The sequence below is a fragment of the Rhizobacter sp. AJA081-3 genome (genome assembly GCF_017795745.1).
Lineage (GTDB): Bacteria > Pseudomonadota > Gammaproteobacteria > Burkholderiales > Burkholderiaceae_C > Piscinibacter.
Map to the genome: position 1 here is coordinate 5,295,524 of NZ_CP059067.1, position 24,297 is coordinate 5,319,820.

Below are 24,297 nucleotides of genomic sequence, written 5' to 3' on the forward strand. Positions count from 1 at the left end.
CGATCAACGGTAAATCAACAGCTTGCGCGTGCATGGCGGGTTGGCCTGGTTCTTGTTAGTACTTGGGACAATTTTCCCAAATCCAACCGAAACCTGCAAGAGGCCCCCCGTGAAGCGAATCCTCGTCTACTCGCACGACACCTTCGGCCTGGGCAACATCCGCCGCATGCTGGAGGTGGCGCGCCACTTGGTGCAGTCGTCCAGCGAGGTGTCGGTGCTGGTGATCACAGGCTCGCCGATGCTGCATGCGTTCCGCATCCCGGACCGAATCGACTACGTCAAGCTGCCCTGCCTGTCGCGCAACGTCGACGGCCGCTACGGCGCGCGCACCCTGCCGATCTCGCTCGAACAGACGGTTCGGCTGCGCGCCAACCTGATCCGATCGGCGATCGCCGACTTCGAACCCGACCTGATCCTGGTCGACAAGAAGCCCTTCGGCGTGGAAGACGAGCTGGCCGGCGCGCTGGAGGCGATGTCCGCGTCGGCGAAGCGTCCGAAGCTCGTGCTGCTGCTGCGCGACATCCTCGACAGCGCCGAGTCGACCACCCGGGTGTGGCGCAAGAACGGCTACTTCGAGGCGATCAGCGCCTACTACGATCAGGTGCTGGTGGTCGGCTGCCCCGAGGTCTACGACCTGCGCCGCGAGTACGACTTTCCGCCCTTCGCCGCCGCCAAGGTGCGCTTTTGCGGCTACATCGCCCGCGAAGCCGGTCGCCAGCCGCGCGACGTGGTCCGCCGCACGCTCGGCGTCGCCGCGAACGAGCCGCTGCTGCTGGTCACGCCCGGCGGCGGCGAGGACGGCCACGAGCTCGTCTCCAACGTGATGCGCGCGCTGAACGCCATGCCCGCGCCGCAGCGGCCGCGCACCCACATCGTCTGCGGCCCGGAGATGAGCGAGGCCCGGCGCGCCGCCGTGCACGAGGCGGCGCGGGCGCTCGCCAACGCCAGCGTGCAGGACTTCTGCGACGACATGATGTCGCTGATGTCGGCCGCCGACGTGGTGGTCGCCATGGGTGGCTACAACACCGTGTGCGAGCTGCTCACGCTGCGCAAGCGCGCGCTCATCGTGCCGCGCGTCAAGCCGGGCGTCGAGCAGAGCATCCGCGCCGAACGCATGGCAGCGCTGGGCTTCCTGCACATGCTGCATCCCGACCTGCTGAGCCCGACCACGATGCTGGCGGCGCTGCAGTCCGAGCTCGCCGCCTGGCGCGCTCACCAGCAGCCCGTGGCGCTGCGCCGCCTGGACGGCCTGGCGCATGTCAGCGCGGCGCTGTTCGAGGCGATGGGTCACCGCCCGGTGGCGCCCCGCCCTGCCGGCGAAGCCGAAACACAACGCCGGCCGCGCCGCAATCTCCATGCGCCGGACGGCGCCTTCGGAGTCCACGCATGAAGATCACGCCCACGCGCACGGCGCAGTACGTGCCGCTGACCATCGGCCTGCACTGGCTGATGCTGTTCCTCTTCGTGGCCGTGTACGCCTGCATCGAGCTGCGCGTGCTGATCGCCAAGGGCACCGACATCCGCGATGGCCTCAAGGCCGCTCACTTCATGCTCGGGCTGCTGGTGCTCGCGATGGCCGGCCTGCGCATCGCCGTGCGGCTGCGCCACCGCGCGCCGCCGATCGAACCCATGCCGCCACGCTGGCAGAACCGCGCCGCGCGTGGGATGCACCTGCTGCTGTACGTCTGGATGCTGTGCATGCCGCTGGCCGGCTGGCTGCTGCTCAGTGCGGAGGGCAAGCCGATCCCATTCTTCGGGCTGGAGATGCCCGCACTGATGGCCAAGGACAAGGCCACGGCCTCGGTGATCAAGGAATGGCACGAGTTCGCCGGCCGCGCGGGCTACGCGCTGATCGGGCTGCACGCCGTCGTGGCGCTGCTGCACCACTTCGTCAAACACGACAACACGCTGGCGCGCATGCTGCCACGCCGCGCAGGGAGCGCCGCATGAGCGCCGACACGACTCCGGCCGTGCGTCCGATCGGCCTGCTGGTGAAGATGTTCCCCAAGCTGTCCGAGACCTTCGTGCTCGAGGAGGTCCTGGGCCTGGAGCGCCTGGGTGTGCCGCTGCGTCTGTACACGCTGGCCGCGCCCTCCGACGACGTGGCGCACCCGGTGGTCGCACAGGTCAAGGCGCCGGTGGTGCAGGTGCCGGCCTCGCTGCGTGCCGATGCTGGAAAGCTGGCCTGGCGCCACCTGCGCCTGCTCGCCCAGGCCCCCTGGCGCTACGTCGCGGCGCTGCGTGCCGCCGCCGCCCGCGGCCGCCAGGGCCTGCGCGACTTCGCGCGCGCCGGCTGGCTGGCCGGGCAGCTGCAGGACGACGGCGTCGCGCACCTGCACACGCACTTCATCTCGTCGCCGGCCGACGTGGCTGAGCTGGTGTCGGCGATGAGCGGCGTGCCGTTCTCGATCTCGGCCCATGCCAAGGACATCTACCTGTCGCGCTCGACCGACCTGCGCCGCAAGATGAACGCGGCGCGTTTCACCGTCACCTGCACCGAGTTCAACTGTCGGACGCTGCGCCGCGCCGCGCCGCAGGCCAGCGTGCACCGCATGTACCACGGCATCGACGCCGGCGTGTTCCATCCGTCGCGGCGCGCCGTGCCCTCGCTGGTGCCGTTGCTGCTCAGCGTCGGCCGGCTGCGCGAGAAGAAGGGCCTGGACACGCTGATCGAGGCCTGCCGCCTGCTTAACGGCCGCGGCGTGCCGTTCCGCTGCGAGATCGTCGGCTACGGAGAGGAGCAGCAGCGCCTGGCCGCGCTGATCGAGGCGCACCGCCTGGGCGACCAGGTGCAGCTCATCGGCAAGCTCACGCGCGAGCAGGTCATCGAGCGCTACGCGCGCGCCGCCGTGTACGTGCAGCCCAGCCGCGTGGCCGCCGACGGCGACCGCGACGGCATCCCCAACGTGCTGCTGGAGGCCATGGCGATGGGCGTGCCGGTGGTGGCCACCCGCATCTCCGGCATTCCCGAGGTCGTGCAGCACCACCACAACGGCCTGCTCGTCGCGGCGGAAGACCCGGCGGCGATGGCCGATGCCGTGCAACTGCTGATCGATGCGCCGGCACTCGGTGCGCAGCTCGGCCGCGAGGCGCGCCGCACGGTGACGACGAACTTCGACAACGACCACAACCTGCGTGTCGTGCTCGGCCTGCTCGAGGCCGGCCATGTGCACGACGAGGCGCCCTGTGCGCTCGCCTGAGGAACCCGACATGACCGCCGACCGCATCGCCTACGTGATGAACGGCTTTCCGCGCCTGTCGGAGACCTTCATCACACACGAGATCCACCAGCTCGAACGCCTGGGCATGGCGCTGCGCCTGTACTCCGTCAAGCGCGAGAACGAGCCTCACGTGCACCCGGTGGTGGCGGCGATCCGCGCGCCGCTGACCTACCTGCCGCGCGCCAGCTCGCTCACCGGCTCGAACCTGATGGGCTGGCTGGCCGGCAACCTGCCCGCCTTCGGCCGCGCGCACCTGCGCGTGGCACTGCGCCACCCGCTGCGCTGGGCCGGCACACTGGGCACGGCACTGCAGCTCGCCTGGGCGCACCGCGGCCGCGACGCGCAGGGCCGGCTGCGCCTGCGCAAGGTGTTCATCAAGGAGTTCCTGCAGGCCGGCGAAATCGCCGCCGACGTGATGAAGCAGGGTGATGTCGGCCACCTGCACGGGCACTTTTGCCACGGGGTGGCCACCATCACCTGGCTGGCCGCGCGCATGAGCGCGCGCAGCTACAGCTTCACGGCGCATGCCAAGGACATCTACCAGGCAGAGCTCAACCCTGGCGACCTGCTCGAGCGCAAGATGCACGGCGCACGCTTTGTCGCCACCTGCACCTGCGCCAACGAGCAGGTGCTGCGCGCACGCCACCCGCGGCCCGACGAGGTGCACGCGATCTACCACGGCCTGGACACGGATTGGTTCAAGCCGGCGGCCGGCACCGAGCCGCAGCCGCGCCCGCTGATCCTGTCGGTGGGCCGACTTGTCGAGAAGAAGGGCTTCGACCAGCTCGTCGAGGCCTGCGCGCGGTTGCGCGACGCCGGCCTCGACTTCGAGTGCCTGATCGTCGGCGAGAGCGGCAGCGCCAGCGTCGCCATCGCCGCGCTGATCGAGGCGCGCGGCCTCGCCGACCGCGTGCGCCTGCACGGCCCGGTGACGCAGGCCGAGTTGCGCGGCATCTACGCGCGCGCCAGCCTGTTCGCGCTGCCCTGCCAGGTGATGGAAGACGGCGACCGCGACGGCTTCCCCAACGTGCTGGCCGAGTCGATGGCGATGGGCGTGCCGGTGGTCAGCACGGCGATCTCCGGCATTCCGGAGATGATCGACGACGGCGTGCACGGCCTGCTCGTCGAGCCGCGCGACCCGGCCGGACTGGCGCAGGCGCTGCGCCGCGTGATCACCGACCCCGCGCTGCAGCGCCGCCTGGCGCTGGCGGGGCGCGAACGCATCTGCGAGCGCTTCGATTCGCGCCGCACCACCGTCGCGCTGCGCGATCTGTTCGTCGCACAACTGCAGCGTGCGCAGCGTGAAGCCCCGGCGTTGCGAGCCCAGCGGGTGGCGCCGTGAGCAGCGTGCTCGACATCGTGCAGGCGCCTGCGGCCGTGGCCGGCGATGCGCTCTTCCTCGCGCCCTGGCGCGCGCTGGACGATGCGGCGCTGCTTGCCCACTACCGCAGCGAGCGCGGCGTGTGCTTCGAGCCCGTGGTCGACCCCGAGGAAGTGCGCCCCGAGCGCATCGCCGCGCTGATGCAGGGCCGCTTCGAGTTCAACGGCGAGACGCACACGCTGGCCGAGCCGATCGAGTGGCTCGTCAATCCGAGTGCCGACGTCGAGTGGCACATCCTGCTGCACAAGTTCTACTACGCGCCGGGCCTGGCGATGGCCTGGCAGCGCAGCGGCGACAGGGCGCACGTGCAGCGCTGGGCCGGGCTGATCGACGGCTGGATGCGCAGCGTGCCGCCGGGCTTCATCGCCGCCGACGTCACGGGCCGGCGCGTGCAGAACTGGATCTACAGCCTGCACGGCTTCGTGATGCACGACCGCGGTGGGGCCGCGCAGGTCGACGCCGCGTTCTTCCGCCGCCTGCTGCGCTCGCTGCACGAGCAGGTCGAGTTTCTCTGCGACCACCTCACGCCCAAGCGCAACCACCGCACGCTGGAGCTGCTGGCGATCTTCCTCGCCGGCGTGGTGTTCCCGGAGTTCGAGCGCGCCGCGCACTGGCGCGAGTTCGCCCTGCGCGAGACGCTGGTCAACCTGCACGCCGACCTGCTGCCCGACGGCGTGCACTGCGAGCTGTCGACCGACTACCACCACCTGGCGCTGCGCAACTGGTTGCAGGTGCGCCAGCTCGCTGCGCAGAACGGCGTGGCCGTGCCGGGCGGCATGGATGCGGCGCTGCAGCGTGCGCTGGAGTTCGGCATGCACGTGCACCAGCCGCACGGGGGCATGCCCAGCTTCTCGGACGGCGACGCGCGGGGCTTCGGCCCGCTGCTGCTGCAGGGCGCGCGGCTGTACGGCCGCGAGGGCCTGTTCTTCGTCGCCACCCAGGGCGCGCAGGGCCTCATGCCGGCGCGGCGCAACGCCCACTTCGGCGCCAGCGGCTATCACGTGCTGCGCAGCGGATGGACACGCGAGGCGCAGCACCTGGTGTTTGACTGCGGCCCGCTGGGCGAGGGCAACCACGGCCACTTCGACGCGCTGTCCTTCGAGCTGGCGGCCCACGGGCGAGCGCTCGTCGTCGACCCTGGCCGCTACACCTACAGCGAGGCCGGCGAGACCAACTGGCGGGTGCACTTCCGCAGCACGGCGGCGCACAACACGGTGTGCGTCGACGGCCGTTCGCAGACGCGCTACGAGCCCAAGGCGATCAAGGAGGCCTCGCGCCACGCGCCCGGCTCGGTGCGCCACAAGATCGCCGGCCCGGCGCCCGACTGCACGCTGATCGAGTGCATCGACGGCGCGCAGCTCGACCTGCTGCACGGCCGCTGCGCCAGCCACGCCTACGACGCGGTGCACGAGCGCTGCATCGTCTTCGTCGACCGCCGCTACTGGATCGTCGCCGACACGCTGCGCGCACCCGGCGTCCACGACTACGCGCTCAAGTTCCAGCTCGGCGCCGCGGCGCAGGGGCACACGCGGCTCGCCGACGACGGGCTGCTGGCGAGCCCGGGCCTGCTGGTCGCGCAGGCGGTGCGCGCCGATCAGCGCCGAGAGCTCGCGGACTCGTGGGTCTCGGCGCTCTATGGCCACAAGCAGGCCGCTCCCGCGCTGGTCACGCAGGCGCAGGGCGCCGCGGCCGACTTCGACACGGTGCTGCTGCCGTTCCAGGGCGAAGCGCCGACGCTGAAGCTCGACGAGCGCCCGGTTCTGGGCGACGAGGGCCAGGTGGCGAGCGCGCTGCACATCGTGCTGTCGATCGACGGCGACGAATGGCACGACGGCTGGTTCCACGCCCGTGGCGTGGAGGCGAACTCATGGGCCCTCGGCGGGCTGAGTTTCCAGGGCCGCTGGCTGCACTGGCGCTGCTCGGCCGACGGCCGCATCGTGCGCGCCGTCTCGCACGCCGGCGCCACGCTGCGCGGCCCTGCGGGCTCGGTCCGGCTGCTCATCGAGGAGTCCGCGTGAGCTCCGACGGCGGCCTGCCCGACGACCCGGCGCTGCCGCAACTGCGCAGCGCGCTGGACGGGTCCGTGATGGCGGCGCACTTCGCCGACGTGCTGCGCGGACACGGGGCCATCGTCGAGGCCTGCACCGTCGAGCGAGTCAAGTACCGGCCGCGACGCAACTGCACGCTGTCGTACCGGCTGCAGCTGCGTGACGAGGCCAGTGGCCGCCGCCACGAGCAGCGCGTCGCCGCGCGGCTGTGCAGCGCCGACGAGATCGGCCCGCGCCACGCACGCGCCGACGCCGCGGCCGATTGGGTGCCCTCGCCAGCCGGCCCGGCGATGAGCCGCCTTCCCAGGCTGGACATGCTCACCTGGTGGTGGCCGAACGACCCCAAGCTGATGGCGCCGGCCGTGCTGGCCGAAGCGCGCAGCCTGCGCGAGCAGTGGCTGCCGCCGGTGCTGTCGGTGCTCGCCACCGACGCGGCGGTGCTGACAGGCCACGAGCTCGAGGTGGTGCAGTACGTGCCCGAGCACCGCCTCACCGCACGCGTCGACCTGCACTGGCAGCTGGGCGGGCGGACGCAGTCGCAGGCCGTCTATGCCAAGTCCAGCCGCGAGCCGGACGGCGCCAGCGCCCATGCCATCCTGCGCACGCTGCAGTCGTCGGCGGCGTGGCAGGCCGGCCGGCTGAACACGCCACGCGCGCTGCTCTGGCAGCCGCAGGCGCAGCTGCACTGGCAGCAGGGCGTGGGCGGCCGGGCGCTGCTCGACCTGCCGCCCGCACAAGCCGCGGCGCTCGCGCCGTCGCTCGGCGCGCAGCTCGCCGCGCTGCATGGCATCCCGGTGGCACTGACCCGCTCGATCACCCCCGATGCGATGCGCACCCGGCTGGCCGAGGTGCAGGCCCTGCTCGCCGACGCGCTGCCGCAGGCGCAGGCCGACCTGGCGCGCGCCGTGCGCCGCCTGGCGCGGGGCATGCACTGGGTGCAGGGCCAGCCGCTGGCCACGCTGCACGGCGACCTGCATCCGCGCAACGTGCTGGCCGATGGCCGCCATCTGTCGCTGATCGACCTCGATGGCCTGCGCCGCGGCCCGGCGCTGCTCGAACTGGGCAGCTGGTGGGCCGACGGCATCTACCGCGCCGTGCTCGAAGGCGACGCACCGCTGCGTGATGCGCCCGCCTGGCAGGGGCTGCTGGCCGGTTATGCGCAGGGCGGCGGTACGCCGCCGGCCTCGTCCGCGCTGGCCTGGTCGGCGGCGTGGAACCTGCTCACGCAGCGTGCCTGGCGTTGCGTGGTGAACCTCAAGCCCGGGCGCTTCGCGATCGCGCCGCGCCTGGTCGCGCTGGCCGCCGAGCTGGCCGACGCTGCGTTGCCGGAGGCCGCATGAGCGAAGCCTCGCCGGGCATCGACACCTGCCTCGACCCCGTCGCCATGCGCGACCTGCTGCAGGCCTGGCTGCCGGGCGGCCACGCCATTGCGCAGGTGCGCATCGGCAAGGTGCGCCGCAGCGCCTCGCGGCACCGCCACCCGAACCCGCTGACGCTGGTCTACGAGACCGAGCTGCACACCGGCGGCTCGCGCCGCTACTACGCCAAGGTCTACCGCCAGGGCGCCAGCCTGCAGGCCCTGCACGGCAGCGCCGCGCTGCCGGTGCCGCCGCTGGACATGCTGCTGTGGGCCTGGCCGGCCGACCCGGCGCTGCCGCAATTGCCGGAGCTGCTCGACGGCCGCCGTGCGCTCGCCTGGCTCGACACCTCGAACGCCGATGCGCCGGCGGCCGAGGTCGAGCTGCTCGGCTACGAGCCCGAGCAGCGCGCCACGCTGCGCTACACGCTGGGCGATCGGGTGGTCTACGCCAAGACCTTCAGCGACGACCGCGGCGCGCGCATCCACGAGCGCTTCGAGCACTTCTGGTCGCTGGCGCAGCAGGATGGCGACGCGCCGAGGGTGGCGCAGCCACTGGGCTGGCAGGCCCGCACGCGCAGCGTCTGGCAGGGCCGCGCGCCGGGCGAGCCGCTCGTGCAGGTGCTCGGCAGCGTGCTCCCGCGCCGCCTGCCGGTGCGGCTGGCGCGGGCCATGGCGGTGCTGCATGCGCAGTCGCTGCCGACCGACGCGGTGCACGACCAGGCGCACTGGCTGCGCGAGGTGCGCCGCCGCGGGCAGAAGATCTCGCGGGCGCTGCCGGCGCTGGGCGGGCGCGTCGCGGCACTCGCCGACGCGATCGAGCGTGCCGCCTTCACGCTGCCGCTGCCGGTGAGCGGGCTGATCCACGGCGACTTCCACGCCGGGCAGGTGGGTGTGCAGATGGACGACGCACAGCGCATCGTCTTCCACGATTTCGACGAGTTCGCCCTGGGCGACCCGATGGAAGACCTCGCCGCCTTCGTCACGCGGCTGCCCGCCGACCGCGCGCCGGCCGAGGTCGGTGCGCTGGTCATCGCCGCCTACGCGCAGGAGGCGCCGGAGCGTTTCGGTCGCCGCCGGCTGCAGTGGCACCTGGCCGTGCAGATGCTGCTGCAGGCCAGCCGTGCCTTCGTGTTCCAGATCGACGGCTGGCGCGACGAACTCGAGCGTCGCCTCGCCCGTGCCGAGGCGCTGTGTGCGCCCGGCTTCCAGGAGACCCAATCATGAGTTCCCCTGCCCGCCCCGGCTCGCGGCTGCGCGCCCTGGTGCGCGAGTGCCTGGCCGAGCAGCGCCTGGCCATCGTGCTGGCCACGCTGGCCCTGGCCGGCGTCGTGCTGGCCGACGTGCTGGCGCCCTGGCCGCTGAAGATCATCTTCGACCACATCCTGCTCGCCCGGCCGCTGCCGGCCACGCTGGCCTGGCTGCAGCCGCTGCTCGCGCTGGGCACCTGGCCGGCGCTGTTGGCCTCGGCCGGCGCCATCGCCGCGATCGCGCTGGTGGCCGGTGCGCTGTCGTACCTGCAGCTGTACACGAGCGCGAAGCTGGGCCACCGCATCACCTGGCGGCTGCGCGTCGAGCTGTTCGCGCAGCTGCAGCGCCTGTCGCTGGCCTTCCACCGCGACAGCCGCAGCGGCGAGCTCATCACCAAGGTGGCGGGCGACACCAACCTGCTGCGCGACATGTTCTCCGACTGGGCGCTCACGCTCGGCCGCCACGCGCTCACGCTGGTGGCGATGCTGGCGGTGATGTTCATGCTGAACTGGCAGCTCGCTCTGGTGGTGGCCACCACGCTGCCTCCGCTGCTGGGCGTGATCTTCTGGCTCAACCGGCGCGTCAAGGCCACCGTGCGCGAGCAGCGCCGCCACGAGGGCCGCATGACGTCGAGGCTCAACGAGGTGCTCAGCTCGATCGCGCTGGTGCAGGCCTTCGGCCGCCAGGGCTTCGAGGAGGACCGCTTCCGCAGCGAGATCGAGGCCAACTACGACAGCGGCATGCGCAGCACGCGCAGCGCTGGCGCCATCGTCAAGGCGATCGCCGTGGTCAGCGCCGCGGGCACCGCGCTGACCGTGCTGCTCGGGGCGCGCGAGGTGCTCGCCGGGCGGCTCACGCCGGGTGAGCTGCTGGTGTTCGTGACCTACGTGACCAGCCTGTACAAGCCGGTGCGCGACCTCGGCCGCCTGGCCACGAAGTTCTCGCGCGCCGGCGTCAGCGCACAGCGCGTGGCCGAGATCCTCGACCTCGAGCCCGACATCGCCGACGCGCCCGACGCGCTGGAGCTCGCGCGCCCGTCCGGCGAGATCGTGTTCGAGAACGTCAGCTTCGGCTACGCCGGCAGCCGGCCGGTGATCGAGAGCCTGAGCCTGCGCATCGCGGCAGGCGAGCGCGTCGCGCTGGTGGGCGCCTCGGGGGCAGGCAAGTCCACGCTGGTGAACCTGCTGCTGCGCCTGTACGAGCCCAGCGCGGGCCGCATCCTGATCGACGGCATCGACATCCGCCGCTACACCCGTGCCAGCCTGCGCCGCGAGATCGGCATCGTGCTGCAGGACAACATGCTGTTCGGCGTGTCGGTGCGCGAGAACATCGCCTACGGCCGCCCCGACGCGCCGCTCGAAGCCATCGAGGCGGCGGCCCGCGCCGCACGGGCGCACGAGTTCATCGTCGACCTGCCGCAGGGCTACGACACCGAACTCGGCGAGCGCGGCGCCACGCTGTCCGGCGGCCAGCGCCAGCGCCTGTGCCTGGCCCGCGCGCTGGTCAAGGAGCCGGCCATCCTGGCGATGGACGAGCCCACCGCGTCGATCGATCCGGTCTCGGCGCAGCTGATCCACGAGGCGGTGGCGCGGGTGCACCGCGGCCGCACGCTGATCGTCATCGCCCACGACCTGGCCGACATGGCCGCCTACGACCGCGTGCTCGTGCTCAAGGGCGGCCGCGTCGTCGAGCAGGGCACGCACGAAGCGCTGCTGCGCGAGCGTGGCGCCTACCTGGCCCTGGTGGAGCGCCGCCATGCGTGACTCGAACCTGCCGACCCTGCTGTTCTACTGCCAGCATTCGCTGGGCATCGGCCACCTGACACGCAGCTTCGCGCTGGCGCAGGCGCTGTCGCAGCACTTTCGCGTCGTCTTCCTCAACGGCGGGCGTCTGCCGCCGGGCGTGCCGGTGCCGGCGGCCATCGAGCGCATCGACCTGCCGCCGCTGGGCATGGACGACGGCCACACCGTGGTCAGCCGCGACGGCAAGCTCGACGTGGCGCGGGCGCAGGCCGAGCGGCGCCGGCTCATCGACGATGCGGTTCGCCGCACACGGCCGGCAGTGCTGCTGGTCGAGCTGTTCCCCTTCGGCCGCAAGAAATTCGCCGGCGAGATCCTGCCGATGATCCGCGCTGCGCGGCAGCGCAGCGGCGGCGCCGCGCTGGTGGCCTGCAGCCTGCGCGACATCCTCGTCGATGCGCGGCCCGACCAGCAGCACCACGACGACCGCGCGCGCTGGCTGACCGATCGCTACTTCGACGCCGTCGTCGTGCATTCGGACGCGGCCTTCGCACGGCTGCAGGACAGCTTCCATCCGGCGCGGCCGATGCGCACGCCGGTGTTCCACAGCGGCTACGTGATCCCGGCGCGCGAACGTGCGGCGACCGTGCCGCGCGGCGAGCACCTGCTGGTCTCGGCCGGCGGCGGCATCGTCGGCGACACGCTGTTCCGAACCGCGCTGGCCGCGCGAGAGTTGCTGGCGCGGCCGCTGCCGCTGCGCATCGTCGCCGGGCCCTTCCTGCCCGAGCCGCAATGGCTGGCGCTGCAGGCCCAGGTGGCCGGCGTGCCCGGCGTGGAGCTGGTGCGGCATGTGCCCGACATGGTCGCCGAGATGCGCCGCGCCCGCGCCTCGATCAGCCAGTGCGGCTACAACACCGCGCTCGATCTCGTGGTGGCCGGTGTGCCGGCGCTGGTCGTGCCCTACGAAACCGTCACCGAGAACGAGCAGCGCGGCCGCGCCGAGAAGCTCGCCGGGCTCGGCGCGATGCTGTGCCTGCCGGCGGGCGAGTTGCAGCCGCAGCCCCTGGCCCGTGCGATCGAGCGGCTGCTCGCCTTCACGCCGCAGCCGGCCGCGCTCGCCCTGGACGGCGCGCAGCGCAGCGCCGCCTGGCTGGCCGAACGCCTGCAGTCGCGGCACACCGCCCAGGAGGCCGCATGCGCGACGAACTGAGCCCGGTGATCGAGGTGCTCGACACGCTGGACGCGCCGATCGACGCCTTCGTGCGCGACGACGATGCCGGCTGGGACGATGCCCGCCTGCTCGCGCTGCTCGATACGATGGCGTTCGCCGGTGTGCCGATCGACCTGGCCGCGATCCCGCTGGCGGTGAGCGATCCGCTGGCCGCCGAACTGAACGCGCGCATCGATGCTGCGCCCGGCGCGGTAGGCGTGCACCAGCATGGCTGCGCGCACGCCAACCACGAGGCCGAGGGCCGCAAGTGCGAGTTCGGCAGCGCGCGCGATGCGCAGGCGCAGCAGCACGACCTGCGCAGCGGCCGGCTGCTGCTGCAGCACTTCTTCGGCGAACGTTTGCAGCCGGTCTTCACGCCGCCGTGGAACCGCTGCGCCGCGCACACGCCGGCACTGCTGGCCGGCATGGGCTTCGCCGCACTGTCGCGCGATCGCGGCGCCGCGGCTCAGCAGGCCTTGCCCGAACTGCCGGTGGACATCGACTGGAGCCGCCAGTACCGCGAAGGCGGTGCCCCCGCGGCAGCCCGCGCGCTGGCGCATGCGCTGCGCGAGCGCGCCGCCGATGGTGCGCCGCTCGGCCTGATGCTGCACCACGCCGTGATGGCCCCCGACGAACTCGCGCTGCTCGGCGGCTGGCTGTGGCGGCTCGCGCGGCACGGCCGCCTGCGCTGGCAGCCGATGGCGGCGCTGCTGCGCATCGCCGCCTCAGCCCGAACCCCAGCCTCTGCGATGCGAAACCTCCGATGACTTCAATCTCCCGCCCCGCCCTGCTGTGCCTGGCCCTGCTCGCCTGCGGTACGGCACAGGCGCAGCAAGCCCGCCCCGTCAGCGAGCGCCAGACGCAGCTCGCGCTGTTCTTCGACCCGCAGGTCGCCAGGGACCCGAAGGCGCCCGCAAGCGCCGCGTCGGGCGCCGCCCCGGCGAGGACGGCAACCCAGCGCGATGGACAGCGCATCGACGATCGCCGCCCCGAGGAGCCGTTCACCGTCAGCCCGTTCGGCCAGCCGGTGCAGCTCACCGGCAGCTGGGAGTACACCGACGAGCAGCGCAAGAACTTCGACCTCGAGCGTGCACGCGAGCGAGACCGGCGCGTGCGCGAGCACGAGATCAAGCTCGAGGCGCGCACCCGCCCGTCGGCGGACAGCGAGGTCTTCGTGCAGGCGGTCGGGCTGCACGAGACACGCCGCACGCAGGGCACGGCGGGTAGCACGAAGACGAAGGCGCTGGAGCGCGGCCAGACCTGGGTGCGCTTCGACCGTGTCGGCGGCTCGCGCTGGTCGCTGCAGGCCGGGCGGGTGCCGCTGATCGACCGCCGCGCATGGTGGTGGGACGACGACCTCGACGCGCTGCGCGTCACCGGCGCCGGCGACGGCTGGAAGCTCGACAGCGGCCTGGCGCGCGAGCTGATGCGCGTGTCCAGCGCCGAGCGCGGGCTGTCGCCGAGCGCGCGCGGCGTGCTGCGCTGGTTCGGCCAGGCCAGCTGGCGCCTCGCGCCGCGGCATGCGGTCGATCTGTTCTGGCTGGTGCAGCGCGACGGCTCGCCTCGCACGCCGGTGGGGGCCACCGCGATCGACGAGGACGCCACCGACCCGAGCGACCTGACGGCTCGCTGGCTCGGCGTGCGTGCCAGCGGTGAGTGGCGCCCGGCCAATGGCCTGCGCCTGGGCTACTGGGCCGACGCGGCGATGCTGCGCGGCACCGAGCGGCAGACCGACTACGCCGAGCAGGGCGACGGCAGCTTCCTCGCCGGCAACACCACGCAGCGCCGCGTGCGCGGCCACGCGGTCGACCTCGGCTCGGTGCTCATCTTCCCGCTGCCGCTGCGGCCGTCGATCGCTGCGGCCTACGCGCGCGGCTCGGGCGGCGAGCGCAGCGCCACGCTGGACGCCAACTTCCGCCAGACCGGCCTGCAGGAGAACAAGGCCCGGCTGGCCGGCGTGAAGCGCCTGCGCATCTACGGCGAGCTGCTGCAGCCGGAGCTGTCCAACCTCGAGGTGCGTTCCCTGTCGGCCGGCGTGCGCCTGCTGGACAACAGCTCGCTCGAGGTGATCGGCTACCGCTACCGCCAGCCCGTGCCGTCGACCTCGATCCCCGGTGCGCGCCTGTCGGCCGATCCGCTGGGGGTCAGCGGCGACATCGGCCGCGAGATCGACGTGCTGCTGGCGCTGCGCGAATGGAAGCATTTCGAACTGACGCTGCGCTGGTCGCGATTCACGCCCGGCGCCGCCTTCGCCGAGGACCAGCGCGACCCTGCGCAGGCCATCGAGTTGGGCGCATCCCTGAACTTTTGATCCGCAGGAGGAACAACATGAAACTGACCGTGGTGGGTACGGGCTACGTGGGGCTGGTCACCGGCGCCTGCTTCGCCGAGATGGGCAACGACGTGCTGTGCATCGACGTCGATGCCGACAAGATCGCGCGGCTGGAAAAGGGCGAGATCCCGATCTTCGAGCCGGGGCTGCGCGAGATCGTGCTGCGCAACGTCGAGCAGGGCCGGCTGCACTTCGGCACCGACGTGCGCGAGGGCGTGCGCTTCGGCACCATGCAGTTCATCGCGGTGGGCACACCGCCCGACGAGGACGGTGCCGCCGACATGCAGCACGTGCTGGCCGCGGCGCGCTCCATCGGCGAACACATGACCGACTACAAGCTGGTCATCGACAAGAGCACGGTGCCGGTGGGCACCGCCGACGCGGTGCGCGAGGCGATCGCGCAGGCGCAGGCCGCGCGCGGCGTCGACGTGCCGTACAGCGTGGTCTCCAACCCCGAGTTCCTCAAGGAAGGCGCGGCGGTGGAGGACTTCATGCGGCCCGACCGCATCGTCGTCGGCGCCGACGACGTGCGCGCACGCCACCTGATGCAGGCGCTGTACGCGCCCTTCCAGCGCCAGCGCGACAAGCTGATCCTGATGGACGTGCGCTCCGCCGAGCTGACCAAGTACGCCGCCAATGCGATGCTGGCCACGCGCATCAGCTTCATGAACGAGATGGCGCTGCTGGCCGAGAAGCTCGGCGCCGACATCGAGCAGGTGCGCCGCGGCATCGGCAGCGACCCGCGCATCGGCACGCAGTTCCTCTACGCCGGCTGCGGCTACGGCGGCTCCTGCTTCCCGAAGGACGTGAAGGCGCTGGTGCACAGCGCCTCGAACGTGGGCGAGCCGCTGCATGTGCTCGCCGCCGTGGAGCGCGCCAACGAGCGCCAGAAGCACGTGCTGGTCGACCGCATCGTGGCGCGCTACGGCGAAGACTTGCGCGGCCGCCACTTCGCGCTGTGGGGGCTGGCCTTCAAGCCCGACACCGACGACCTGCGCGAGGCGCCCAGCCGCGTCATCGTGGCCGAGCTGGCACGGCGCGGCGCGCGCATCACCGCGCACGACCCGGAGGCGATGGCGGCGGCGCGCAAGGTGTTCGCCGAGCTGCCGGCGCTCGAATTTGCACCCACGCCGATGCAGGCGCTGGAAGGTGTCGACGCGCTGGTCATCGTGACCGAATGGAAGGCCTACCGCTCGCCGGATTTCGCGCGCATGGCCACGCTGATGCGCGAACGCGTCATCGTCGACGGGCGCAACCTGTTCGACCCCGCGCTGGTGCGCGACGCCGGCTTCGACTACACGCCGATCGGCCGCCGGGCCGCTGCCGACGCTTCCGAACCGCAGTTCGCCCTGGCCGCCTGAGCGAACCGGACCCTCAACCGCACGAAAAGGAGATCGCCATGCAGCGCACACGCATCCTCGCCACGGCATTCGCCCTGAGCCTCGGCCTGGGCGCCGGCCTCGCCCAGTCACGCGGTGGCCACGGAGGGGGCCACGGGGGCGGTCATTGGGGCCATTGGGGCCACTGGGGGCTGGGCCTGGCCATCGGCCTGCCGCTGATCTACGGCCTGAACCGCAGCACGGTCGTCGTGCAGCAGGCGCCGCCGGTGGTCTACACCGAGCCCGCGCCCGTGGCGCCCGCCGCGCCGGCCGTGCCGCCGGCTCCGCCCGAGCCCATCGTCTACCCCAGCGGCGGGCAGAGCCCGGCGCAGACGGAAGCCGACCGGCAGGCCTGCCACCGCTGGGCGACCACGCAGCCCGGCGCCCTGGCCGACGCCAGCGTGTTCCACCGCGCCACGCTGGCCTGCCTGGCCGGCCGCGGCTACACGGTGCGCTGACGCTGCGGCCCTCGCGCCGCCGGTTTCGACATCTGTGAGACCCTGTGGCGGTTCGACCCGCCACTCACAGGATCTCACCCGATGAACTCACACCGATCGAAAAGCCTTCGCGCCGCTCCTGAATGGGCGCGGCCATGACGGCGCGTATCGACAGCCACCAGCACTTCTGGCGCATTTCTCGCGGCGACTACGGCTGGCTGCGCGCCGGCGATCCCGCCGTGGCGAAGCTGATGCGCGACTTCCTGCCCGCCAACCTGCTCGGCACACTCAAGGCCCTGGGCATCACGCAGACCGTGCTGGTGCAGGCCGCTGCGAGCGAGGCCGAGACCGACTTCCTGCTCGAGTTGGCCGATGCCAACGAGTTCATCGCCGGCGTGGTCGGCTGGGTCGACCTGAGCCGGCCCGAATCGGTGGCCACGCTCGAGCGCTGGGCGAAGAACGGCAAGTTCAAAGGCGTGCGGCCGATGCTGCAGGACCTGCCGGCCAACGACTGGATCGCCCGCGAGCCGCATGCCGAGGTGGTGCAGGCTTTGGTGCGGCTGGGCCTGCGCTTCGACGCGCTGGTCAAGCCCTGGCACCTGGAGCCGCTGCTGCGCTTCGTGAAGCGCCATCCGCAGCTGCCGGTGGTGATCGACCATGCCGCCAAGCCGCAGCTCGTGCAGGGCTGGCAGGCGCACTGGGCCGGCAGCTGGCGGCGCCACCTGGCCAGCCTGGCGGCGCAGCCGCAGGTGAGCTGCAAGCTCTCCGGCCTGCTCGGCGAGGCGCCGCCGGCCGCGAGCCGCTCGGTGGCCGAAGGGGTGGACACCCTGCGGCCGGTATGGGACGCGCTGCTGCAGTGGTTCGGCCCCGAGCGGCTGATGTGGGGCAGCGACTGGCCCGTGCTCACCCTGGTGGCCGACTACGCCCGCTGGGTCGAGGTATGCGACTCGCTGATCGGCGAGCTCCCGCCAGCCGAGCAGGCGCGCGTCTGGCAGGGCAACGCGCAGCGCTTCTATGGCCTGCCGGTGCAGTGACCGGGCGCTGACCGGCCGGCGACTTCACGCCGACTTCACACAAGGCCGATTCGCTTCGAACCGGCTTCGCAGGCGCCTTCCATCCTGACGTCCGTGCCGCCATCGAGTGCGGCACGCCTTCAGGAGAAGCCGAAATGCGCCGTGTTCGTGGTCCCGTGTTCCCCTTGCTGCGCCATCCGCTGGCGCCGCTGTCTCGCACCGGCCGGGTGGTCGTGTGCGTGCTGTTCGCCGTCTGGGCCTTCGCGATGTCGGTGGCCTGGTCGCCGGCCTTCGCCGACGACTCGCAGGCAGCGCCCGCGGAGGGGCCGTACTTCCAGCTCCCCGGCGGCGACCCGGCGATCGACCGGCTGCCGCTGAAGTCGACGCAGGTCGACGCGCGCATCGCCGGCGTGATCGCCGACGTGACCATCACCCAGCGCTACAAGAACGAAGGCCAGCGCCCGATCGAGGCGCGCTACGTGTTCCCGGGCTCCACCCGCGCCGCGGTGCACGCGATGCAGGTGCGCCTGGGTGGCCGCGTGCTCAACGCGAAGATCGAGGAGAAGCAGCGCGCGCGCATCCAGCACGAGAGCGCCAAGCGCGAGGGCAAGACCAGCGCGCTGCTCGAGCAGGAACGGCCCAACGTGTTCCAGATGAACGTGGCCAACATCCTGCCGGGCGACGACATCCTGGTCGAGCTGCGCTACACCGAGCTGATGGCGCCCACCGAAGGGCGCTACGAGTTCGTCTTCCCCACCGTCGTCGGCCCGCGTTATCACAAGGCCTCGACGGCCGGCGGCAGCAGCAGCTTCCCGGCCACGCCTTACCTGAAGGAAGGCGAACCGCCGAGCTCCACGTTCGCGATGACGGTGCGCTTCGCCTCGCCGCTGCCGGTGGGTGAAGTCCGCTCGCCTTCGCACGGCATCGAGGTGGCCGGCGAAGGCACGCCGCAGGCCGAGGTGACGGTCAACGACACCACGCCCCACAACCGCGACTTCATCCTGCACTACCGCCTGGCCGGCGAGCGCACGGCCACCGGCCTGACATTGTTCAAGGGCGAGGGCCCGGACGGCGGTGGCGAGAACTTCTTCCTCGCCGTCGTCGAGCCGCCGCGGGCCATCGCGCCAGCGCAGATCAACCCGCGCGAGTACGTGTTCGTGGTCGATATCTCGGGCTCGATGCACGGTTACCCGCTGAACACCGCCAAGGTGTTGCTGCGCAACCTGATCGGCCACCTGCGCCCGACCGACACCTTCAACGTGATGCTGTTCTCCGGCAGCAGCCAGATGCTCAACCCGGCACCGGTGGCGGCCACGCGCGCCAACATCGAGCGCGCCATCGCCACCATCGACCAGCAGCGCGGCGGCGGCAGCACCGAGATCGTGCCGGCGCTCAAACGCATCGCCGCGCTGCCCAAGGCGGGTGACGTTTCGCGCAGCGTGATCGTCGTCACCGACGGCTACGTGACGGTGGAGAACGAGGTCTTCCAGCTGGTGCGCAGGAACCTGGGCAACAGCAACGTGTTCGCCTTCGGCATCGGCACTTCGGTGAACCGCCACCTGATCGAAGGCATCGCGCGCGCTGGCCAGGGCGAGCCCTTTGTCGTCACCAAACCCGAGATGGCCGCCGCGCAGGCCGAGCGCCTGCGTAAGATGATCGACGCGCCGGTGCTCACGCAGCTGAGGGCGCGCTTCGACGGGCTGGAGGTCTACGACGTCGAACCCGCCACGCTGAACGCGCTGCCCGACGTGCTCGGCGGCCGCCCGGTGCTGCTGTTCGGCAAGTGGCGCGGCGAGCCGCGCGGCCAGCTGGTGCTCGAAGGCCAGGCCGCCACCGGCACGCACACCGACGTGGTGCCGGTGCGCGCCCCCGATGCCGACGCCTCGGCGCTGCGCCACCTGTGGGCACGCAGCCGCATCCAGCAACTGTCGGACCAGGAGGCGCTCGAAGGCGGCAGCGGCCAGCGCGATGCCATCACCGCGCTCGGCCTGCACTACAGCCTGCTCACGCAGTACACCAGCTTCATCGCCATCGACCAGATCGTGCGCACCAGCGAGGTGGCCGTGCCGGTGAACCAGCCGCTGCCGCTGCCGCAGGGCGTGAGCAACCTGGCCGTCGGCGAGGTCGGTGCCGCGGTGCCGAGCACGCCGGAGCCGGCGGCCTGGTTGTCGCTGCTGGTGGTGCTGGGCCTGGTCGGCGTGGCGCTGTCGCGCCGCGGCAAGTGGTGAGCGGCGGGCGCCATGCAACTCGTCACCTCGATGTGGAAACGCCCGCGGGCCACGTTCATCGGCACCGCGCCGGTGCTGGCCTGCCGGCCCTCGTACCTGTCGCCGCTGGCCTGGCTGGGCTTGCAGGCCGTGGCGCTGTGGCCGCATGGCGCCTGGATGGCGCGGCGCGTGCAGGACGGCTCGGACGAGCCGCTCGGCCTGTCCGCGCTCGCGCTGTTGCTCATGCTGCTGGTGGCGCGCTCGCACACGCTGCGCATCGCGCCGCACACCGGCTGGCTGGCGGCGAGCGCGCTGCTCACGCTGACCGCCAATGCGGCGCTGCTGGCCGCGCCGCCCTTGCTGTGCGCGCTGGTCGGCGCGCTGGCACTGGCCGCCGCGCTGATGGCCTGGCTGCCGGCGCGCGCGCCGCGTGCGCCGCTGGCCGGGTTGGTGGTGCTGGCGCTGCCGCTGATCTCGTCGCTGCAGTACTACGGCGGCTACCCGCTGCGCGTGCTGACGGCGCAGTTCAGCGCCTGGATCCTGCAGTTCGCCGGCATCGCCGCGGAGCGCACCGGCACCTCGATGCTGGTGCGCGGGCAACTGGTCATCGTCGACGCGCCCTGCTCGGGCGTGCAGATGGTGTGGATGGCGTATTTCTGCGCCTGCGCGGTGGCTGCGCTGACGGCATTGCGCGATGGCGACTTCCTCAAGCGCCTGCCGGCCATCGGCGCGCTGGTGCTGGTGGGCAACGTGCTGCGCAACAGCCTGCTGGTGGCGCTGGAGTCGCGGCCGCAGGGGCTCGACGCGGACATCCATCAGGCCATCGGCCTGGCGGTGCTGGCGGTGGTCTGTACGGCGGTGGCCGTGACGATGAAGGGAGCGCGCCATGACGACCTGGCCTAGGCACTGGCCGGCGCTGATGGTGCTGCTGCTCGCGTTGGCCGCGGCACTGCCTCTGCTCGCGCCGGCCGCATCGCACGCGGACGGCACGGCGCGCCACGTCGAGTGGCCGGCTCAATGGGGCGGCCGCACGCTGCGCCCGCTGGCGATGAGCGAGGTGGAGCAGCGTTTTGCGGCGCGATTCCCTGGCGCCATCGCGCGCTTCAGCGACGGCGAGCGTGTGATCGTGCTGCGCCGCGTCGAGCAGCCCACGCGCATGCTGCATCCGGCGGCCGATTGTTTTCGTGGCCTGGGCTACGCCATCGAGCGCGCCGGCCTGGAGCGCGATGCGCAGCAGCGGCTGTGGCGCTGCTTCGAGGCGGAGGGCCGCGACGGCCAGCGCTTGCGCGTGTGCGAGCGCATCGAGGCGCAAGACGGTGCGTCGTTCATCGACCCGTCGTCGTGGTTCTGGGCCGCCGCGCTCGGCCAGTCGGCCGGGCCCTGGCAGGCCATCACCGTGGTGGAGGCGTTGTGAAGAAGATCCTGACGTTCTTGTCTGGCGTGGCGCTCGCCGCGCTGCTCGTGGCGGGCACGCTGGCCGCCGTGGCGCTGCGCGCACTCACGCCGCAGGCCGGTGAGTGGCGCACCACCGTCAGCCTGTGGCGCTGGCAGCGCGAAGCCAGCGTGCCCACGCTGTTGCGCTGGGGCACGCACCCGCTGCTGCTGCCGCGCCTACACGGTCATCGGCTGACGACGTCGGCAGGGACCTGGCTGCTGCAGGCACAGGGCGAGAGCACGCTGGACGCACGCTGCGCGCCGTGCCGCGTGCAGCTCGACGCACTGGGCCCCCAGCCGGTGGTTGTCGACCAGGCGCGCCTCACGCTGCATGTGCGGGGCGCCGACCGCTACGACGGCATGCTGCGCCTGGGTGCGGGCACCGAGGCGGTGTCGCTGCCCTGGCGTGCCGAGCTCAAGGCCGAGGGCCTGAAGCTGCATGTCGAGCTGGCGCCCACGCCGCTGCAGCCGCTGCTCGCGCTGTTCGGCGATGCGCTGCCGGAGATGAAGCGGGCGCGTGTCGAAGGCCGCTTCGCGTTCGTCGCCGACGCTACGCTGGGCGAGCAGGGGCTGCAGTTCCAGCGCCTCGTGCCACGCCTGGCCGACGTGTCGGTCGACGGCCTGGGCACCGAGACGCTGGCCGATGCCGACCCCGGCGCGAGTTGCCGGCCGCAGCCCGCCGGCGGCCGCGTCGAGGGCTGGATCCAGAACGCGGTGATCGCCGCGGAGGACCAGCGCTTCTTCGAGCATCCCGGCTACGAACTCGACGCCTGGGTCGCGGTGTGGAAGCGCAACCAGAACGAACCCGAGGCGCTGCAGGGCGCCAGCACGATCACGCAGCAGCTCGCCAAGCTGGTCTACACCGGCGACGAGCGCGATGCGATGCGCAAGCTGCGCGAGTGGCTGTATGCGGTGGAGATGGAGCGCACGCTGGGCAAGGGGCGCATCCTGCAGCTGTATCTCGCCGTGCTGCCCTGGGGCGATGGCATCTGCGGCGCCGAGGCCGCCGCGCGCCACCATCTGGGCAAGCCGGCCAATCAGCTCAAGCCGCGCGAGGCAGCCTGGCTGGCCAGCCTGCTCATCAACCCCGACCTGCAGCTGCGCCGCTGGGCGCTGGAGGAGGAGCCCGCCCGCGAACGCGCCGCCTGGGTGCTCAAGGGCATCAAGCGGCTGCCGCGCGAGCGCCGCGAGGCCGAGCTCGACGCGCTGGTCAGCTGGCGGCCGCCGATCGGGCGGCAGGTGCCGCGCTGAGCAGCTTCACTTCAGGTGCTTGGCGAGGAAGGTTTCCATGCGCCGAGCAAAGTCGTAGCGGTTCTCGGGCTTGATCCAGCCGTGGCCCTCGGCGTCGTAGACGATCCATTCGGGCTCGCTGCCGGCCGCCTGCATCGCCTCGCGCAGGCGGCGGCCGTGCTCCAGCGGCACGCGCCGATCGGCGCCACCGAAGGCGAGCAGCAGCGGTGCCTTGATCTTTGCGGCCAGCTCCACCGGCGCTACTTCGGCCAGCATGGCCGCATCGGTGACCGGATCGCCGATAAGGGCGGGCATCGAGAAGCGTCGCGCCTCTTCCGAGATGTCGTTGATCCATTCGAGGCCGAAGAGCAGGCGTGGATCCGTCACGGCCACCCAGGCCAGACCACAGCGGTACAGCTCGCCGTGGCGCACCAGCCCCATCAGCGTGGCATATCCGCCGTAGCTCGCGCCGGCGAGGCAGACCCTGCCGCCATCGGCGAAGCCTTTCGAGACGGCCCACTTCGTCGCGTCGGCTACGTCGTCCTGCATGGTGCGGCCCCACTGCTTCCAGCCGGCCCGATGGTGCTCGACGCCGAAGCCGGTACTGCCGCGGAACTCGGGTTCGATCACCGCGTAGCCGCGAGAGGCGAGGAACTGCGCCGTATCGTGCCAGCGCCACGATACCCCCCGGAGCCAGGGACCACCGTGGACCAGCACCACCGTTGGCCGTGGGCCCGCCTTGACGCCGCCAGGCGGCAGCGTCACCCATACCGGCAAGTCGCGCCCATCTCGGGCCTTGATGCGGTGCATGTCCAGGGTGGCCATGCGGCGCGCGTCGATGTCCTTGCGCACCGGGCCCACGCCGACCCACTTGTTGCCGGCCGGATAGTGGACCCAGAACGAGCCCGGGTCTTGATCAGACCAGGACCGTACGGTCACGACCATGTCGTCCTTGCCGCAACGGCGGCATTCGATGCGGTTCGCCCGACCCGGGAACCGGACGTCGACAGCAGCCTGCAGCTTCTTCAGGCCGGGATCGAACCAGGCCGTGATCTCGGCATCGGTGATGACGCGAACGCCGAGGGCGCGGCCGCTGTCCGGGTCGGTGACGAGCCTGCCCGAGAAATCGAAGCCGGGCGTTCGCACCAGCACGTCGGTCGCGGGCTTGCCGGCCGCGAAATCGAAGCGGCGCAGCTCGCGCTCGCCTGCCGGGCCGGAATTGGTGGTGACGAAGAGCTGGCCGTCGGTGTCGACGTAGCGCGGCACGAACGGCAGCTGTAGCGAGGGGAAGTCGCCGATCTGCTTCCAGGCCGATTCGCCAGGGCCACGCCAGTGGTACTGCGTACGGCCCTGGTACGACGCGATGGCCAAGCGCGGCTCGCCCTTGCGGTCGAACATCCAGGTCTTGACGCGTTCAATATTGCCGATCGGCAAGGAGCGGATGCGCTGCGTGCTGACATCCAGGCTCATCGGCAGGACCTCAACTGCATCACCTGCGCCATCGAACTTCCACAGGCCGACCACCACGTCGTTGCCGCCAGTCGAAGGCACGCCAAGCAACTGGTGCTGAGCATTCAGCGGTTCGCGTCCGCCGCGCCGAGGGACGAGGAAGTCATGGCGCAGGTCGATGAGCATCCGCCAGTCGCTGCCGTCGTGCATCACCCCGAACAGGCCACTGTAGAAGCGCCGCTCTCCGATCGCGGTGCGCCGATCCTGCAGACTGAAGACGAGGCGGTCGTCGTTGACCCAGTTGAACTCGCCGACATCAGCATCCTCGAATTTCGCCACCGACGCGGCCTTGCCGCTCTCAAGGTCGACCACCGTGAGGGCCAGCCGCGGCGAGCCCGACGTCGTCGTCACGGCCAGGCGCCGGCCCGACGGCGACAGCTCGACATCGTCGATGTCGGCCTCCCGGAAGAAGGTCTCCACCGGCAGCAGTGGTTCGCCCGCCGCGTGTGCCGCACTGGCGAACAGCCCCGACAACACAGCCATCACCCACAGCGCCGATTGCAGCGCACGAGTCCTTCGCATCGAGATCTCCCTGCAGCCCGCGGGCCG

The 24,297-nt window shown here is 71.9% G+C and carries 19 protein-coding genes; 18 read left to right on the forward strand and 1 reads right to left on the reverse strand.

From position 1 onward, the window contains the following. The first annotated feature begins 109 nt into the window (after positions 1-109). From HZ992_RS25100 to HZ992_RS25185, 18 genes are all read left to right on the forward strand, one after another. On the forward strand, positions 110-1,390 hold the full coding sequence (locus HZ992_RS25100) for a glycosyltransferase family protein (RefSeq protein ID WP_209384557.1): 1,281 nt from the start codon (positions 110-112) through the stop codon (positions 1,388-1,390). After that, the gene (locus HZ992_RS25105; RefSeq protein ID WP_209384558.1) at positions 1,387-1,950 is read left to right on the forward strand and encodes a cytochrome b; all 564 of its coding nucleotides are present in this window, start codon (positions 1,387-1,389) and stop codon (positions 1,948-1,950) included. Before HZ992_RS25100 ends, HZ992_RS25105 begins: the two co-directional genes overlap by 4 nt. Then, positions 1,947-3,200: a glycosyltransferase gene (locus HZ992_RS25110; RefSeq protein ID WP_209384559.1), complete on the forward strand. Its 1,254-nt coding sequence runs from the start codon at positions 1,947-1,949 to the stop codon at positions 3,198-3,200. The genes HZ992_RS25105 and HZ992_RS25110 overlap by 4 nt, the downstream gene beginning before the upstream one ends. A 10-nt stretch (positions 3,201-3,210) precedes the next feature. Then, positions 3,211-4,563: a glycosyltransferase family 4 protein gene (locus HZ992_RS25115; protein WP_209384560.1), complete on the forward strand. Its 1,353-nt coding sequence runs from the start codon at positions 3,211-3,213 to the stop codon at positions 4,561-4,563. Further along, positions 4,560-6,620, forward strand: a complete 2,061-nt coding sequence (locus HZ992_RS25120; RefSeq protein WP_209384561.1) for an alginate lyase family protein — start codon at positions 4,560-4,562, stop codon at positions 6,618-6,620. The genes HZ992_RS25115 and HZ992_RS25120 overlap by 4 nt, the downstream gene beginning before the upstream one ends. After that, complete coding sequence (locus HZ992_RS25125; RefSeq protein ID WP_209384562.1) at positions 6,617-7,990, forward strand: phosphotransferase; 1,374 nt, start codon at positions 6,617-6,619, stop codon at positions 7,988-7,990. The genes HZ992_RS25120 and HZ992_RS25125 overlap by 4 nt, the downstream gene beginning before the upstream one ends. Further along, a complete protein-coding gene (locus HZ992_RS25130) occupies positions 7,987-9,234 on the forward strand; it encodes a phosphotransferase family protein (RefSeq protein WP_209384563.1) in 1,248 nt (415 codons plus the stop codon). Before HZ992_RS25125 ends, HZ992_RS25130 begins: the two co-directional genes overlap by 4 nt. Further along, positions 9,231-11,021 carry an ABC transporter ATP-binding protein gene (locus HZ992_RS25135; protein ID WP_209384564.1) on the forward strand — a complete coding sequence of 597 codons (1,791 nt, stop codon included), beginning with the start codon at positions 9,231-9,233 and terminating at the stop codon, positions 11,019-11,021. The genes HZ992_RS25130 and HZ992_RS25135 overlap by 4 nt, the downstream gene beginning before the upstream one ends. After that, a complete protein-coding gene (locus HZ992_RS25140) occupies positions 11,014-12,207 on the forward strand; it encodes a glycosyltransferase family protein (RefSeq protein ID WP_209384565.1) in 1,194 nt (397 codons plus the stop codon). The genes HZ992_RS25135 and HZ992_RS25140 overlap by 8 nt, the downstream gene beginning before the upstream one ends. Further along, positions 12,192-12,974 (forward strand): polysaccharide deacetylase family protein, encoded by a 783-nt coding sequence (locus HZ992_RS25145; protein ID WP_209384566.1) that lies wholly within the window; start codon positions 12,192-12,194, stop codon positions 12,972-12,974. Before HZ992_RS25140 ends, HZ992_RS25145 begins: the two co-directional genes overlap by 16 nt. After that, positions 12,971-14,518, forward strand: coding sequence for an alginate export family protein (locus tag HZ992_RS25150; protein ID WP_209384567.1), 1,548 nt, complete (start codon positions 12,971-12,973; stop codon positions 14,516-14,518). Before HZ992_RS25145 ends, HZ992_RS25150 begins: the two co-directional genes overlap by 4 nt. Before the next feature lie 17 nt (positions 14,519-14,535). Further along, positions 14,536-15,900, forward strand: a complete 1,365-nt coding sequence (locus HZ992_RS25155) for a UDP-glucose dehydrogenase family protein (protein ID WP_209384568.1) — start codon at positions 14,536-14,538, stop codon at positions 15,898-15,900. A 38-nt stretch (positions 15,901-15,938) separates the two neighbouring features. Beyond that, positions 15,939-16,376 (forward strand): hypothetical protein, encoded by a 438-nt coding sequence (locus tag HZ992_RS25160; protein WP_209384569.1) that lies wholly within the window; start codon positions 15,939-15,941, stop codon positions 16,374-16,376. 134 nt (positions 16,377-16,510) lie between these two features. Next, the gene (locus HZ992_RS25165) at positions 16,511-17,389 is read left to right on the forward strand and encodes an amidohydrolase family protein (protein ID WP_209384570.1); all 879 of its coding nucleotides are present in this window, start codon (positions 16,511-16,513) and stop codon (positions 17,387-17,389) included. A 134-nt stretch (positions 17,390-17,523) separates the two neighbouring features. Then, complete coding sequence (locus HZ992_RS25170) at positions 17,524-19,596, forward strand: VIT and vWA domain-containing protein (protein WP_245213303.1); 2,073 nt, start codon at positions 17,524-17,526, stop codon at positions 19,594-19,596. A gap of 12 nt (positions 19,597-19,608) precedes the next feature. Beyond that, entirely contained in the window at positions 19,609-20,478 is an 870-nt protein-coding gene (xrtQ, locus tag HZ992_RS25175; protein WP_245213304.1) for an exosortase Q, read from the forward strand. Beyond that, a complete protein-coding gene (locus tag HZ992_RS25180; RefSeq protein ID WP_209384571.1) occupies positions 20,462-20,989 on the forward strand; it encodes a hypothetical protein in 528 nt (175 codons plus the stop codon). Before xrtQ ends, HZ992_RS25180 begins: the two co-directional genes overlap by 17 nt. Continuing rightward, positions 20,986-22,260 carry a biosynthetic peptidoglycan transglycosylase gene (locus tag HZ992_RS25185; protein ID WP_209384572.1) on the forward strand — a complete coding sequence of 425 codons (1,275 nt, stop codon included), beginning with the start codon at positions 20,986-20,988 and terminating at the stop codon, positions 22,258-22,260. The genes HZ992_RS25180 and HZ992_RS25185 overlap by 4 nt, the downstream gene beginning before the upstream one ends. A 6-nt stretch (positions 22,261-22,266) precedes the next feature. Here HZ992_RS25185 and HZ992_RS25190 read toward each other — a convergent pair whose 3' ends face one another. Further along, positions 22,267-24,270, reverse strand: coding sequence for an alpha/beta hydrolase family protein (locus HZ992_RS25190; RefSeq protein WP_209384573.1), 2,004 nt, complete (start codon positions 24,268-24,270; stop codon positions 22,267-22,269). Positions 24,271-24,297: the final 27 nt, after the last annotated feature.

Coding starts and splice junctions, on each gene's coding strand:
- HZ992_RS25105 (WP_209384558.1), top strand. CDS start 1,387: ATGAAGATCACGCCCACGCGCACGGCGCAGTACGTGCCGCTGACCATC.
- HZ992_RS25110 (WP_209384559.1), top strand. CDS start 1,947: ATGAGCGCCGACACGACTCCGGCCGTGCGTCCGATCGGCCTGCTGGTG.
- HZ992_RS25115 (WP_209384560.1), top strand. CDS start 3,211: ATGACCGCCGACCGCATCGCCTACGTGATGAACGGCTTTCCGCGCCTG.
- HZ992_RS25130 (WP_209384563.1), top strand. CDS start 7,987: ATGAGCGAAGCCTCGCCGGGCATCGACACCTGCCTCGACCCCGTCGCC.
- HZ992_RS25135 (WP_209384564.1), top strand. CDS start 9,231: ATGAGTTCCCCTGCCCGCCCCGGCTCGCGGCTGCGCGCCCTGGTGCGC.
- HZ992_RS25140 (WP_209384565.1), top strand. CDS start 11,014: ATGCGTGACTCGAACCTGCCGACCCTGCTGTTCTACTGCCAGCATTCG.
- HZ992_RS25145 (WP_209384566.1), top strand. CDS start 12,192: ATGCGCGACGAACTGAGCCCGGTGATCGAGGTGCTCGACACGCTGGAC.
- HZ992_RS25150 (WP_209384567.1), top strand. CDS start 12,971: ATGACTTCAATCTCCCGCCCCGCCCTGCTGTGCCTGGCCCTGCTCGCC.
- HZ992_RS25155 (WP_209384568.1), top strand. CDS start 14,536: ATGAAACTGACCGTGGTGGGTACGGGCTACGTGGGGCTGGTCACCGGC.
- HZ992_RS25160 (WP_209384569.1), top strand. CDS start 15,939: ATGCAGCGCACACGCATCCTCGCCACGGCATTCGCCCTGAGCCTCGGC.
- HZ992_RS25165 (WP_209384570.1), top strand. CDS start 16,511: ATGACGGCGCGTATCGACAGCCACCAGCACTTCTGGCGCATTTCTCGC.
- HZ992_RS25170 (WP_245213303.1), top strand. CDS start 17,524: ATGCGCCGTGTTCGTGGTCCCGTGTTCCCCTTGCTGCGCCATCCGCTG.
- xrtQ (WP_245213304.1), top strand. CDS start 19,609: ATGCAACTCGTCACCTCGATGTGGAAACGCCCGCGGGCCACGTTCATC.
- HZ992_RS25180 (WP_209384571.1), top strand. CDS start 20,462: ATGACGACCTGGCCTAGGCACTGGCCGGCGCTGATGGTGCTGCTGCTC.
- HZ992_RS25190 (WP_209384573.1), bottom strand. CDS start 24,270: ATGCGAAGGACTCGTGCGCTGCAATCGGCGCTGTGGGTGATGGCTGTG.